A 14654-nucleotide genomic window follows, 5' to 3' on the forward strand; every position below is an offset into this window, starting at 1 on the left:
GCCGGATAGATGAAAGCAAGCCAAACACGCATCAAAACCAGTATTGCAGAAATGGGGGGATCCATAGATGTGGGAGCTTGGTCCGGGCGGCGTTCCGACGATGGGGCCACTGAAATCACCCAAGACACTCAATCCTGAACCCTTCCTGAAGAACCCCGCATTTCCCCCCGGCAAGCTTTTGTAACAGGTTTACTCTCCAAACATCGGGGCGTAAGCTTCGCGCGTTTTCATCCATTACGGAGACCCACAGTGGGTACTTGTTCGAGTGACAGTTGTCGGCCGGTCTCGGTAACCGGCATTTTCTCGGCAAGATAACGCGCAGTCTCCTGTGCCGTTGTCTCGCCGACAAGCGAGCAGCGGCATCCCGATCATGGCCCGTCCCGGCCGTGTCCCGACGTCCCTCTCATCGACGCTGAACAGTGCGTGGTTTCGACTTTTTTGTCGTGGCCGCCGCTCTATCGACACGCCTGTCATTCGTGACCGGCGTGCCAGGCCTTGCTTTGCCGGTTGTTTCGGCGGCAGCGGCGTGGACCTGCCTGCTCGACGGTTTCCCGGCTGACCAAAGGGGCACCAGCCATGAAACTTAACCTCAAGGAATTCTTCGCGGGCTTCCTGCGTAACCGCCACATCGCCCGGCACTTCCGTCGCCTGGCGTTGCTGGAATCCTTCACCGACACCACGGTCAGCCGTGAAGTCCCGCCCACCCTGGCGCAAACCCTGGTGGCCGCTGCCGGCAGCGACACCGATCAATTGTTCAACACCCTGGGCAGTCACACCGATGGTTTGAGCGAACTCGAAGCTGATGCCCTGCGCGAGCAGTACGGCCTCAATGAAGTCGAGCACGAACAGCCGCTGCCTTGGTGGACCCACCTGTGGCACTGCTACAAGAATCCGTTCAATCTGCTGCTGACGTTGCTGGCGGTCATCTCCTGGCTGACCGAAGACATGAAAGCCGCCATCGTGATTTTCTCCATGGTGGTGCTCTCGACCTTCCTGCGTTTCTGGCAGGAAACCAAATCAAACCAGGCCGCCGATGCCCTCAAGGCGATGGTCAGCAACACCGCCACGGTGATGCGCCGGGACCCTGAGGAGCGCGGCGCGCAGCGTATCGAACTGCCGATCAGGCAACTGGTGCCGGGCGACCTGATCGTGCTGTCGGCCGGTGACATGATTCCCGCCGATTGCCGGGTGCTCAGCGCCAAGGACCTCTTCGTCAGCCAGGCTGCCATGACCGGCGAATCGATGCCGGTGGAAAAGTTTCCGCGCCAGCAGGACCGTGACACGCTCAATCCCCTGGACCTGGACAACATCCTGTTCATGGGCACCAACGTGGTGTCCGGCACGGCCATGGCGGTGATTCTCATCACCGGCAACAGCACCTATTTCGGTGCCCTGGCCCAGCGGGTCGGCGCCACCGACCGGGCACCGACTTCGTTCCAGACCGGGGTCAACAAAGTCAGCTGGCTGCTGATCCGCTTCATGTTCGTGATGGCGCCGCTGGTGTTGTTCATCAACGGTTTCACCAAGGGCGACTGGAGCGAAGCGCTGCTGTTCGCGCTGTCGATCGCCGTGGGCTTGACCCCGGAAATGCTGCCGATGATCGTCACCTCGACCCTGGCCAAGGGCGCGGTGTTCCTGTCGCGCAAGAAAGTCATCGTCAAACGCCTCGACGCTATCCAGAACTTCGGCGCCATGGACGTGCTGTGCACCGACAAGACCGGCACCCTGACCCAGGACAAGATCTTCCTGGCGCGCAACGTCGATGTCTGGGGTCATGACTCCGATGACGTGCTGGAAATGGCCTACCTCAACAGCTACTACCAGACCGGCCTGAAAAACCTGCTGGATGTGGCGGTGCTCGAACACGTCGAGATCCACCGTGAACTGAAGGTCGGCACGGCGTTTCGCAAGGTCGACGAGATCCCGTTCGACTTCACCCGCCGGCGCATGTCGGTGGTGGTCGCCGAGTGCGATCAACCGCCCTTGCTGATCTGCAAGGGCGCGGTGGAAGAAGTGCTGGCGGTGTGCTCGCGGGTGCGTCATGGCGAAGTCGATGAGGCCTTGAGCGAAGAACTGCTGGCGCGCATCCGTCAGGTCACGGCCACGTTCAACGCCGAGGGCCTGCGGGTGGTTGCGGTAGCGGCACGGCCAATGGTCGAAGGCCGCGATACCTACAGCCTGGCCGACGAACAGGCACTGACGCTGATCGGTTACGTGGCATTTCTCGATCCGCCGAAAGAAAGCACCGCACCGGCCATCAAGGCCCTGGCCGCCCATGGCGTGGCGGTGAAAGTGCTGACCGGCGACAACGAACTGGTGACGGCGAAAATCTGCCGCGAAGTCGGCCTGGAGCAACTGGGCCTGCTGATGGGCAATGACATCGAACGCATGAGCGACGCCGAACTGGCGAAAGCCGTGGAGACCACCAACGTCTTCGCCAAACTGACGCCTTCGCACAAGGAGCGCATTGTCCGTCTGCTCAAGGGCAACGGCCATGTGGTTGGTTTCATGGGCGATGGCATCAACGACGCCCCGGCCCTGCGTACTGCCGACATCGGTATTTCGGTGGACAGCGCCGTGGACATCGCCAAGGAAGCGGCCGATATCATCCTGCTGGAAAAGAGCCTGATGGTGCTGGAGGAGGGTGTGCTGGAAGGGCGCCGGACCTTCGCCAACATGCTCAAGTACATCAAGATGACCGCCAGTTCGAACTTCGGCAACGTGTTCTCGGTGCTGGTGGCCAGTGCTTTCATCCCGTTCCTGCCAATGCTGCCGATGCACCTGCTGGTGCAGAACCTGCTCTATGACATTTCGCAGATCGCCATTCCGTTCGATAACGTCGATGACGAAATGCTCAAGCAACCCCAGCGCTGGCAGCCGGCGGATGTCGGCCGCTTCATGCTGTTTTTCGGGCCGATCAGTTCGATCTTCGACATCACCACGTTCGCCTTGATGTGGTACGTGTTCGATGCCAACACCCTGGACCACCAGACCTTGTTCCAGTCCGGCTGGTTCGTGGTCGGGCTGCTGACCCAGACACTGATCGTGCACATGATCCGCACGCCGAAGATTCCGTTCCTGCAAAGCCGCGCGGCCATGCCCTTGCTGGTGATGACCGGGCTGATCATGGCCGTGGGGATTTTCCTGCCGATGGGACCGTTGGCCCATTACTTCAAATTGCAGGCGTTGCCTTCGCTGTATTTCGTGTTCCTGCCGATGATCCTGCTGGCGTACATGGCACTGACCCAGGCGGTGAAGGGGTTCTACATTCACCGGTTTGGCTGGCAATAAAGCCGCGAGGCTGGCCAATCAACGCAAGCCCTGTGGGATCGTGTGTTTTTCAAAGGATTCATCATGCAAGCACTGAACAACCTCAACCTGACCTCCCTGCTCGACACCCTGGTCAGCCTCAGCGCGGCCTTCATCCTCGGAGGCCTGATCGGTTTCGAGCGCCAGTACCGGCAGCGCACCGCCGGCCTGCGCACCAACGTGCTGGTGGCTGTGGGCGCGGCGATTTTCGTCGACATGGCCAACCGTCTCGCCGGTGCCGAAGGTGCCGTGCGGGTCGTAGCTTATGTAGTTTCCGGCATCGGCTTTCTCGGTGCCGGGGTGATCATGCGCGAAGAGGGCAACGTGCGCGGTCTTAACACGGCCGCCACACTCTGGACCTCGGCGGCAGTTGGTGCCTGTGCCGGTGCCGACCTGCTGGCCGAAGCGCTGCTTGGCACCTTGTTTGTGCTCGCGGCCAATACCTTGCTGCGGCCGATCGTCAACAACATCAACCGTCAGCCGCTGGATGTGATTTCGGCGGAGGTCACCAACATCGTCTACGTCATCGCCCGACGCACACAGCAGAAAACCGTGCTGGCCCTGCTCGAAGCCGAGCTGGAACGCAGCAACTACCCGGCCAGCGATGTCGATGTGCACGCCTTCGGCACGGATGAAATTGAAATCGAAGCCACCTTGGCCACCACTTCGGTCGATGGTGATGAGCTGGATGCGCTGGTGGCACGGATTTCGACCTCGACCCTGGTGGTACAGGCGTTCTGGAGTCCGAGTACCACGGAGTAAAGGCAAAGGTTTCCCTGGCAGGCGTCAGACTAACCGGCATTTATTTAGGAAAATTCCTACATAAACCCAGGAAGGTCTTCCGTAGGCTTTGCGACCTCTTGAAATCGACATCCTTTTGGAGGTCACCATGCCGAACAAATCCCTGCGCATCCTGATCGCCGATGCGCAGCACTTCAACCGCCTGCGGATCGAGCGGCTGTTCAATCAGCTCGGCTACTTTCGCGTAGCACCGGTACAGAGCCTCGACGAGCTCCTTCCACTGGTGGAGTACGGTTGCGAGCCTTTGGACCTGGTGCTTATCAACGGTGCGATGGCCAGTGAAGGGCTGGACCTGTTGAGTTTCTTTGCCGACAACCCGCAGGTTCATCACGCGTTTATCTTCAATGAACAGCAGGTGCTGTTGCCGCCAGCCGCGGGCAACGTCCAGGTCAGCCGGACTGCCCTGCCTGACCTGGTGTCCATTACGCAGCTGATGAGCGCTGTCGATCGTCGGTTACCGTTCGTCGGAACTGTCATTTCTGTCAGGTAGTTCTTTCCAGCCTTCCATGCAAGAGTCTATGCGCAGCGTTGTGTCCAACCGCTGCGGTGCCTGGAGGGTATTTTTTACCCGATCGTGTTGGTTTGCACGGGAGATGTCATGAAGTCAGCACTGATTGTGGAAGATCATCCGGTGGTTCGCTCCATGATCAAACTCGTACTCAAGGGCGAAGGGTTCAAACGGATTTACGAGGCCTCCCGTGGCGATAAGGTCCTGACGTTGGTCCGGGAGCATAAACCGGATGTCGTGCTGCTTGATCTGGGCCTTCCCGGTGTGGCGGGGCTTGAGGTGATGGACCGTATCAAGACCGAAAAGATGCGATGCCGTGTGGTGGTGTTCACCTCGCTGGAGGCCCAGTTCTATCAGGACCGCTGCATGCGTGCCGGGGCGGTGGCCTATGTTTGCAAGAGCAAGGATCTGGATGACTTGAAGGCGGCGGTGAATTGCGTGATGGCCGGCTACACCTATTTCGCTCAGATTCCCTCCAGCTCCGTGTCGATGGGGGAGTTGCAACGCAGCGAAAAGCAGTTGATCGACAAACTCTCCAATCGAGAGTTGACCATTCTGCAGTACCTGGCCCAGGGGTCGAAAAACCTGGAAATCGCCGAGATCATGCACCTGAGCTACAAGACCGTCAGTACCTACAAGACCCGACTCACCCTCAAGCTCAACGTGAGCTCGTCGGTGCACTTGAGGGATTTCGCCCTGCGCAATCATCTGATCTGAATGAACGCACTCCGACGACTGGCAGGTGCGGTGCTGATCGGCCTTCTTCTCTGGGCATCGACGGTCTGTGCACAACAATCGTTGACCCTGTTGGGACGCTCGAGTGTCGAAGGCCTGAGCGTCAGGTTGTCGGAAACCGAGTCGCGCTGGCTACAGCAAAAGGGCCGGTTGGTGCTGGCTGTCTCGGCACCGGACTATCCCCCCTTCGAGTTCAACACGGCGGGCAAGGTGTTCGAAGGCCTGACAGCCGATTATGCCGGCTTGCTCGAACAGTTGCTGAACGTCGCCATTGAGGTCCAACGTTATCCGTCGCGGGCCGACGCGGTGCGGGCCATCAAGGAAGGGCAGGCAGATCTGCTGGGAACGGCCAATCGATTTGAAGCCGAAGATCCACAGTTACAGATGTCCAGCGCGTACGCGGTCGATCAACCGGTGCTGGTCACGCGCACCGATTTCCCTCCGGTGCTCGATCCGACACTGGCCGGCAAGCGGCTGGTGATGCTGTATCACTACCTGCCCGAATACAGCGTGCAACAGTTCTATTCCAGGGCGCAGGTCCAGCTGTTTCCTTCGACATTGGCGGCGATGGGCGCCGTGGCTTTCGGCCAGGCCGATGTCTACCTGGGCGATGCGATCAATGCCCATTACCTGATCAGCAGAAATTATCTGAACAACGTGCACCTGACGGACTTCTCGCCCATGGAGTCCGGGCGTTTTGCCTTTGCGATGGCCCGCGACAACGATTCGCTGTTGCGCATCGTCAACAAGGCGCTGGCGGCCATCACCACCAATGAACAAATGAACATCCTGCGTCGTTGGGGGGCAAACGGGGTTTCTATCCCCGGCACCCAGTCATTGCAATTGAGCGTGGCCGAACAACGCTGGCTCGATCGCCACCCACGGGTGAGGGTCGCGATCAACGAAAACATTCCGCCGATTTCATTTATCGACAGCGAAGGCAAGTTCCGCGGTATTGGCGTCGATGTGCTGACGAAAATCAGTTTGCGCACCGGCTTGCAATTCGACATCCGGGGCATGAAATCGGTAGCCGAGATGATGACCGGCATCAGGAGCGGGCAGATCGATGTGCTGGCCGGTATCGGCCTCAGTTCCCAGCGTGAAGATCAATTGCTGTTCACCCGGGCGTTCCTGAGCAGCCCTTCGGTGCTGGTGACCCGCGTGGCCGCGGACAGCCCCAGGACGCTGGATGACATGGCAGGGCGAACCCTGGCACTGACCCAGGGCAACATTGTCGGCGAGTACCTTCGCCAGCATTACCCGCTGATCCAGCTGGTGGATGCACCATTGTCGACGGACGCCATGGAAATGGTTGCCCAAGGCAAGACCCACGGCGGCATCAACTCCTTGATCAGTGCCCGTTACCTGATATCCCGGCAGTATCGCGATCGCCTGCAAGTGACCAGCACCGTGGGTACCGACCCTGCACGAAGTACCCTGGCGACCAGTCGCGAGGCCACCGAGCTGCATTCGATCCTGGACAAGGCGCTGTTGAGCATCCCTCCCGAAGAAATTGACGAGCTGACCCAGCCCTGGCGCTATGACTCGATGGTCGAGCAGAGTTACTGGTTACGACACCGGCAGGCGATCGTGAAGGCGTTTGCAGTGGCGGGTGTCTTGCTGTTGCTCGCGTTGGCCGGGATCGTCTGGCAGCGGCGCCAGATTCGCCAGCGTCAGCAATTGCTCGGACAACTGCAGGAAGCCAAGGACGCGGCGGACGATGCCAACCGGGCCAAGACCACGTTCCTGGCCACCATGAGCCATGAAATCCGCACGCCGATGAACGCCTTGATCGGCATGCTCGAACTGGCGCTGAAACGGGCCGATGAAGGGGAGACCGACCGCGCCGCCATCGAGGTGGCGTCCAACGCCGGGCAGCAATTGCTGGATTTGATCGGCGACATTCTGGACGTCGCGCGGATCGAATCAGGGCATTTGTCGCTGGCGCCGGAGCGGGTCAATCTGCAGGCGCTGGTGACGTCGGTCTGCCGGGTTTTCGAAGGGCTGGCGGTACAGAAGAATCTGCAGTGGCGGGTTGAGCTCGACGAGCACAGTGACTGTGACGTGATGCTCGACCCCACGCGCTTCAAACAGGTGCTGTCCAATCTGCTGAGCAATGCGATCAAGTTTACCCGGGAAGGCCAGGTGAAGCTGACGCTGGGAGTGCGACCTCAAGCCCCGGCGCACCTCGCCGTCAGCGTACAGATCGAGGACAGCGGCATCGGCATCAGTGCTTTCGACCAGCAGCGCCTGTTCAGCCCGTTCGTGCAGGCGGGCAACAACCAGCAGAGCGCCCGGCAAGGATCCGGCCTGGGTCTGGTGATCAGTCGTACCCTGTGCGAAATGATGGGCGGCCGGTTGCAACTCGACAGTCAGCCTGGGCATGGGACGCGGGTGGACATCAGCCTGGTGCTGCCCGCCCTGCAAGCGTTACCCGCGGGGGACAAGCCCCTGGATCCGGCGCAGCTCACGACCCGGGCGTTGTCGATTCTGGTGGTCGACGATTATCCGGCCAATCGTCTGTTGCTCTCGCGGCAGCTGAGCTACCTGGGCCATCGCGTGGTGCTGGCTGAAGATGGGGCGCAGGGGCTTGAGCAGTGGCGCGGGCAAGGGTTCGATCTGGTCATCACCGACTGCAATATGCCGGTGCTCAGTGGTTACGAATTGGCGGGTGCAATACGTGAGCTAGAGCGAGTGCAGGGGCTGTCGGCGACGCTGATTCTGGGCTTTACCGCCAATGCGCAGGCCGAGGAGAAGGTCCGATGCCAGGCCGCGGGTATGGACGATTGCCTGTTCAAGCCCATTCGCCTGGTGGATTTGCAGGCGTGGCTGGCCCAGCGGTTTGCCAGCGCACCCTCAACGCCAACTGACGACCATGGCGTCGCCGAATTCGATTTGAGTGGGCTGGAGCGCTTTGCGGATGCGGACCGTGAGCTGATCGATCAACTGTTGCACGATCTGGCGCTGAGCAACCGCGAGGATCGCGTGCATTTACTGGCCTTGCATGCCGGAGGTAATCGCCCGGGCTTGCGGGAATTGGCACACCGTATCAAGGGCGGGGCGCTGATGGTGCGAGCGCTTGCCCTGGTCGAGTGTTGCGAACAGCTGGAGCAGGCGTGCAATGACGGCCGCGGGGCAATGATCGACGACGCCGTCGACCAGCTACAGCAAGCCATGGCCCGCCTGGACCGGCATCTGGAGCAGGATTGAGGCTCAATCCCAATTCGGTGCAATGCCTTTCGGGCTGGTCAAGCGGTGGCCGCGATCCAGCGTTGCGATCAAGGCCATGTCGGCTTCGCTCAAGGTCAGTTCGCGAGCCTTCAAGTTGCTTTCAAGGTTGGCCCGGCGAGTGGACGACGGGATCACGGCGTAACCCGATTGCATGGCCCAGGCCAGGGTGACCTGCGCCGGTGTCGCGTGCAGTCGATCGGCGATCTGATGGATGAGCGGATCCTTGAGGACTTCACCGTAAGCCAGGGTCATGTACGAGGTGATGCCGATGCCCTGGCTGTGTGCGAACTCGACGACCTCGCGGTTTTGCAGGTAAGGGTGCAGTTCGATCTGGTGGGTGGCGATGTGCTCGGCACCAATGGCGGCGATCGCCTGTTTCATCAGGTCGATGGTGAAGTTGGAAACGCCGATCTGCCGGGTCAGGCCCAGGTGTTTGGCTTCGAGCAGGGCGCCCATGAATTCTTCGACCGGCACCTGATCGTCCGGCGACGGCCAGTGGATCAGGGTCAGGTCCAGGTAATCGGTCTGCAGTTTGCGCAGGCTTTCCTTCAAGCTGTCGATCAGACGATCACCGGCCAGGTTGGCGACCCAGATCTTGCTGGTGATGAACAACTCTTCCCGGGCGATGCCGCTGGCGGCGATAGCCTCGCCGACGTCGGCTTCGTTCTCGTAGATTTGTGCGGTATCGATCACCCGATAGCCGAGCGCCAGGGCGGTGCTCACCGAATCGATGACCACCTGGCCTTGCAGGCGAAACGTACCCAGGCCGAAAGCGGGAATAGACATTGAAGACTCCAGAGGTTGCAGTGGGGATGGGCGGGAGTATCGGCGCCTGCATCCGTGAGAAAAACCGCTGGAGCGGCAAAGCAATGTTTACCGGAAATCAAGAATCGGGTCAGACCGATGTATTGAAGGTGTCTGGTCTGACGCCATCGCGAGCAAGCTCGCTCCCACAATGATTCGGGTCGTACACAAATGCTGTGGACGCAGTGAATTCCTGTGGGAGCGAGCTTGCTCGCGATAGCCATCACTCGGTCCAAAGCCTTACCCCGCCCTTAAGCAATATCACTACGGCTGAATTCTTCCCCAAGAAAATCGATCAACGTGCGCACCGAAGGCAGCAGGCCCCGACGCGAGGGGAAGATCGCATGGATGACACCGCTTTTCGGTGCCCAGCCCGGCACCAGTTCCACCAGTTGCCCGGCAGCGATTTCATCACGCACCACCACGCTGGGCAGGTGCACGATGCCGATCCCGGCGACCGCCGCATGGCGCAACGCCAACAGGTCATCGGTGACCATGCGCGGTGCATGCCGGATCATCGCGGTGTTGCCATCGGCCCCGAACAGTTCCCACTGATATTCGCGCTGCGCCGCGCCCCAGTGCAGGCTCGGCAAGCCGCTGAGGTCGGCCGGGGAAGCCGGTGTCGACAGGCGCGATAAAAAGGCGGGGCTACCGACCACGCTCTGGGTGCTGTTGCCCAGCACCTTCATCACCATGTCGGTGTTTTCCAGCGGGGGGAAACGTACCCGCAGGGCAATGTCGAAGCCTTCATGGATCAAGTCGACCCGGCGGTTGGTGCTCTCGATGAACAACTCCACCAGCGGGTACTTGAGCATGTAGCGGGTCAGCATCGGCCCGACCCAGGAATTGAGCAGCGCCGTCGGGCAACTGACACGCACCAGGCCCTGAGGCTCGGAGCGATTGCGTTCGATCAGTTCGGCGGCGCTTTCCGCCTCCACCCGCATGGCCAGGCAGCGCTGGTAATAGGCCTGGCCGATTTCCGTCAATGAGCAGTGCCGGCTGGTGCGGTGCAGCAAGCGCACGCCGAGGCGTTCTTCAAGCTCGGCAATGCGTCGGCTGAGCTTGGACTTGGGCATGTCCAGTGCCCGGCCGGCCGCGGCGAAACCGTGATGTTCCACCACTTGGGTGAAGTAGTAGAGGGTGTTGAGGTCTTCCACCATCGTTCTCCAAATAGAACGCTAAAGCTGATTTTTGCAGTCTAGCGCAGCAAAGGTCACGGTTTTAAGCTTTGTCCATGGCTTCACCCACCTCATCAGGAGACACCATGAAAAACATCATCGGTATCTACACCAGTCCACGGACCCATTGGGTTGGCGACGGTTTTCCGGTTCGTACGCTGTTTTCCTACGACAACCTGGGCAGGCACATCAGCCCGTTCCTGTTGCTGGATCACGCCGGCCCCGCTGAATTCACCCCGACCACCGAACGGCGTGGCGTTGGTCAGCATCCTCATCGTGGCTTCGAAACCGTGACTATCGTTTACAAGGGCGAACTGGAGCACCGGGACTCCACCGGCAGTGGCGGCAAGATCGGCCCTGGCGATGTGCAATGGATGACCGCTGCCTCGGGGATCCTGCATGAAGAGTTTCACTCCGAAGGTTTCTCCAAGAGCGGCGGCACCCTGGAGATGGTGCAACTGTGGGTCAACCTGCCGGCCAGGGACAAAATGGCCGACCCCGGCTACCAGACGATTCTCGACCGTGACATCCCGAGCATCCCCTTGAAGGACAACGCCGGCAGCCTGCGCCTGATCGCCGGAGAGTTCGACGGTCACAAGGGCCCGGCGCGCACCTTCACCCCTGTCGACGTGTGGGACATTCGTTTGAATGCCGGCAAGTTGCTCACCCTTGACCTGCATGAAGGGCGCAATACCGCGCTGGTGGTTCTGCGTGGCACGGTTCAGGTCAACGGCCTGGAATCGGTGCGCCAGGGGCAATTGGCCCTGTTCGACCGCAAGGGCGATCAGGTGAGCCTCGAAGCCAGCGAAGACGCGGTGGTGTTGTTGCTCAGCGGCGAACCGATAGACGAGCCGATCGTCGGCCACGGGCCGTTCGTGATGAACACCGAGCAAGAAATCCACCAGGCCTTCGCCGACTTCCAGTCCGGTCACTTCGGCCGGATGCACGCTTAGTTCGCAACGCTTTAACACCCGACTCTACACAGGATGAGTAGGCCGGTTTTCAGGCCAGGGATGGCTGTTGCCCAAAAGAAAGAGGAAACGCACATGAACACTGTCTACGCCGCCAACTTCAACGGCCAGAAACCGACCATCGACCCCAATGACAGCGCAATGCTGTTGATCGATCACCAGAGCGGACTGTTCCAGATCGTCAAGGACATGGACGTGCCCCAATTGCGCGCCAACGCCATTGCCCTGGCCAAGGCCGCGACCCTGCTCAAGATGCCAGTGATCACCACCGCTTCCGTTCCCCAGGGGCCGAACGGGCCGTTGATCCCGGAAATTCACGAGGCCGCGCCCCATGCGCAGTACGTGGCGCGCAAAGGTGAAATCAACGCCTGGGACAACCCGGAGTTTCACGCGGCGGTCAAAGCCACCGGCAAGAAAACCCTGGTGATTGCCGGCACCTTGACCAGCGTGTGCCTGGCGTTCCCGTCCATCGCCGCCGTGCATGAGGGCTACAAGGTGTTTGCCGTGGTCGACGCCTCCGGCAACCACTCGAAACTGGCCACTGATCTGACCGTTGCCCGTCTGGCCCAGGCCGGGGTGGTGCCGATCGACATCATGGCGACGCTCTCTGAGCTGCAGGGCTCGTGGAACCGCCCGGACGCCGAGCAGTGGGCCGCTGTCTACGCCCAGGCCATGCCGCATTATCAGTTGCTGATCGAGAGCTACCTCAAGGCCCAGCAAGTGGCGAACGAACACGAAGCGCTGGACTCCCAGCGCTAACCGGTTACCCCACGCCGATTTCCAATCGGCATCGATAACATGCGAGGACTACTGCAATGGCTACTTCCTACAAGCGACTGGACAAGGACAACGCCGCGGTTTTGATGGTTGATCATCAGGCGGGCCTGCTGTCTCTGGTGCGCGACATCGATCCGGATCGATTCAAGAACAACGTGCTGGCGCTGGCTGACCTGGCCAAGTACTTCAAGCTGCCGACCATCCTCACCACCAGTTTCGAAACCGGTCCCAACGGACCGCTGGTGCCCGAACTCAAGGCACTCTTTCCGGATGCGCCGTACATCGCTCGCCCGGGCCAGATCAACGCCTGGGACAACGAAGATTTCGTCAAGGCGATCAAGGCCACTGGCAAGAAACAACTGATCATCGCCGGTGTGGTGACGGAGGTGTGCGTGGCGTTCCCGGCGCTTTCGGCGCTGGCCGAAGGTTTTGACGTGTTCGTGGTCACCGACGCGTCCGGCACCTTCAACGAACTGACCCGCGAATCGGCGTGGCACCGTATGACCGCTCAGGGCGCGCAACTGATGACCTGGTTCGGCCTGGCCTGTGAACTGCACCGCGACTGGCGCAACGACATCGAAGGGTTGGGTACGCTGTTCTCCAACCATATTCCGGATTACCGCAACCTGATGACCAGCTACAGCACACTGGCCAATAGCAAATAACTTCGGCATCACTCATACCCCCTGTGGGAGCGAGCTTGCTCGCGATAGCGGCCTGACAGTCAGTACATCAGTGACTGTTTTGCCGCCATCGCGAGCAAGCCCGCTCCCACATTGGTTTGTGGTGTTTTTGGGAGGGTGTTCATCCCGCCAAATCAAATGCTCCTACACTGAGGCCAATCCATGCGATCTTCGCGTTATTGACCCTGGCTGGAGTTGCTTGATGCTGTCATTGCTCACCGAACACCCGCTGATTAGCGCGATGGCGTTGATCCTGATCGATCTTGGGTTGTGGTACTTGCTCAGTGCAATTGGCAGCACCTGGCGGCTATTGGTACGGGTGGTGATTTTTTCGTTGTTCAGCCTGCTGTTGTTCAACGAAGGCCTGAACCCGATGGAGCCGCCGCCCTGGGCTGACAACGTACCCTTGCATCTGGCGGCCACCGGTTTGCAGATCGGCTGGTGGTTGTTCGGCGCGCGGACCCTGACCGTGCTGATCGGCGCGGTGATGATGCAACGGGTCGGGCACACCGGGCGATTGCTTCAGGATCTGCTCGGTGCGGTGATTTTCCTGATCGCGGTCATTGCCGCCCTGGCCTATGTGCTCGATCTGCCGGTCAAGGGCGTGCTGGCAACGTCCGGTGCGTTGGCGATCATCGTCGGGCTGGCCTTGCAAAGTACCCTCAGTGACGTGTTTTCCGGGATCGTCCTGAACACCACCAAGCCCTATCAACTCGATGACTACATCTCCATCGATGGCATGGAGGGCCGGGTCACCGACATCGACTGGCGTGCCACGCGCCTGCAGACCTCCCAGGGTTGCATGGCGGTGATTCCCAACTCTCTGGCAGCCAAGGCCAAGATCATTAATTTCAGTCGGCCGAGCGATATGTTCGGCATCTCCGTTTCGTTGGAGGTGAGCCCCCACGCGCGGCCGAACACGGTGATCGATGCTTTGGAGCGGGCCATGCAAGGTTGTCGCTTTCTGCTGGACACACCATCGCCAAATGTCGCCATGAAAAGTGCCAGCAACACTGGCGTGGTCTATGAAATCAGCGGGTTTGTCGCGCAGATGGACCAGAAACGTTCGGTGCGCAATCAACTGTTCGACCTTGCCTACCGGCACTTGCAGGCGTCCGGTGTGAACTTGCTGTCGAGCATGGAGCCCAATCCGCCTGGCAACCTGTCGCGGCCCCGGGCATTGCTCGACAGCTCGCCGATTTTCTCTACCCTGCGCCAGGAAGAGAAAGACACGTTCAGCCAGAACATGACTTTGCAATCGTTCCGCGCCGGGGAAACGATCCTGGAGGCGGGGGAGGTCAGCGATCACTTGTTCATCATCGAGTCCGGGGTAGTGACGGTGATGCTCACCCGGCACGGCGAACCTTTTGAGTCCGGGCGCATGGGGCCGGGGGAAGTGATAGGCGAAGCCGGGATCCTGGCCGACAGCTCAGTGCCTGCGCGGTTCACTGCCAAGACCTTCTGTGGCCTGTACCGCATTGAAAAGTCATACCTCAAACCGTGTCTGGATGCTCGTCACGATATCAACGACGCAATGCAAACCTTACTCGATTTCCGGCTGCACAAAGCGAAAACCCTGACTCAGGAACTGCCGGTGGTGGAGGCGAAAAAGGGCTTTTTGCAATGGTTGCGCAATCGGGTTTGAATGGCCTCCTCG

The 14654-nt window shown here is 60.2% G+C and carries 11 protein-coding genes; 9 read left to right on the plus strand and 2 right to left on the minus strand.

Features of this window, described 5'->3' with window-relative positions; translation table 11 throughout:
- Positions 1-576: 576 nt before the first annotated feature.
- The 5 genes from mgtA to AC3WTM_RS16580 all read left to right on the plus strand — a co-directional run bounded on the left by mgtA (position 577) and on the right by AC3WTM_RS16580 (position 8563).
- Positions 577-3291, plus strand: a complete 2715-nt coding sequence (gene mgtA, locus AC3WTM_RS16560) for a magnesium-translocating P-type ATPase (RefSeq protein WP_102672668.1) — start codon at positions 577-579, stop codon at positions 3289-3291.
- 63 nt (positions 3292-3354) lie between these two features.
- Complete coding sequence (locus tag AC3WTM_RS16565) at positions 3355-4071, plus strand: MgtC/SapB family protein (RefSeq protein WP_102672669.1); 717 nt, start codon at positions 3355-3357, stop codon at positions 4069-4071.
- 127 nt (positions 4072-4198) lie between these two features.
- A complete protein-coding gene (locus AC3WTM_RS16570; protein WP_102672670.1) occupies positions 4199-4600 on the plus strand; it encodes an ANTAR domain-containing protein in 402 nt (133 codons plus the stop codon).
- Positions 4601-4708: 108 nt separating this feature from the next.
- A complete protein-coding gene (locus AC3WTM_RS16575; RefSeq protein ID WP_102672671.1) occupies positions 4709-5335 on the plus strand; it encodes a response regulator transcription factor in 627 nt (208 codons plus the stop codon).
- Positions 5336-8563: a transporter substrate-binding domain-containing protein gene (locus AC3WTM_RS16580; protein ID WP_102672672.1), complete on the plus strand. Its 3228-nt coding sequence runs from the start codon at positions 5336-5338 to the stop codon at positions 8561-8563.
- Between the two features lie 3 nt (positions 8564-8566).
- Here AC3WTM_RS16580 and dkgB read toward each other — a convergent pair whose 3' ends face one another.
- Positions 8567-9370 carry a 2,5-didehydrogluconate reductase DkgB gene (gene dkgB / locus AC3WTM_RS16585; RefSeq protein WP_102672673.1) on the minus strand — a complete coding sequence of 268 codons (804 nt, stop codon included), beginning with the start codon at positions 9368-9370 and terminating at the stop codon, positions 8567-8569.
- A 269-nt stretch (positions 9371-9639) separates the two neighbouring features.
- The gene (locus AC3WTM_RS16590) at positions 9640-10548 is read right to left on the minus strand and encodes a LysR family transcriptional regulator (protein ID WP_102672674.1); all 909 of its coding nucleotides are present in this window, start codon (positions 10546-10548) and stop codon (positions 9640-9642) included.
- 104 nt (positions 10549-10652) lie between these two features.
- On the opposite strand from AC3WTM_RS16590, the gene AC3WTM_RS16595 reads away from it, so the two are divergent.
- The 4 genes from AC3WTM_RS16595 (at position 10653) to AC3WTM_RS16610 (ending at position 14642) form a co-directional block, all read left to right on the plus strand.
- Positions 10653-11519 carry a pirin family protein gene (locus AC3WTM_RS16595; protein ID WP_102672675.1) on the plus strand — a complete coding sequence of 289 codons (867 nt, stop codon included), beginning with the start codon at positions 10653-10655 and terminating at the stop codon, positions 11517-11519.
- A 93-nt stretch (positions 11520-11612) separates the two neighbouring features.
- Positions 11613-12296: an isochorismatase family protein gene (locus tag AC3WTM_RS16600; protein ID WP_008049795.1), complete on the plus strand. Its 684-nt coding sequence runs from the start codon at positions 11613-11615 to the stop codon at positions 12294-12296.
- 56 nt (positions 12297-12352) lie between these two features.
- A complete protein-coding gene (gene ycaC / locus AC3WTM_RS16605) occupies positions 12353-12979 on the plus strand; it encodes an isochorismate family cysteine hydrolase YcaC (RefSeq protein WP_102672676.1) in 627 nt (208 codons plus the stop codon).
- Positions 12980-13199: 220 nt separating this feature from the next.
- Entirely contained in the window at positions 13200-14642 is a 1443-nt protein-coding gene (locus tag AC3WTM_RS16610; RefSeq protein WP_102672677.1) for a mechanosensitive ion channel family protein, read from the plus strand.
- Positions 14643-14654: the final 12 nt, after the last annotated feature.

Source organism: Pseudomonas sp. EU05-FHT14B02 (assembly GCF_058791055.1).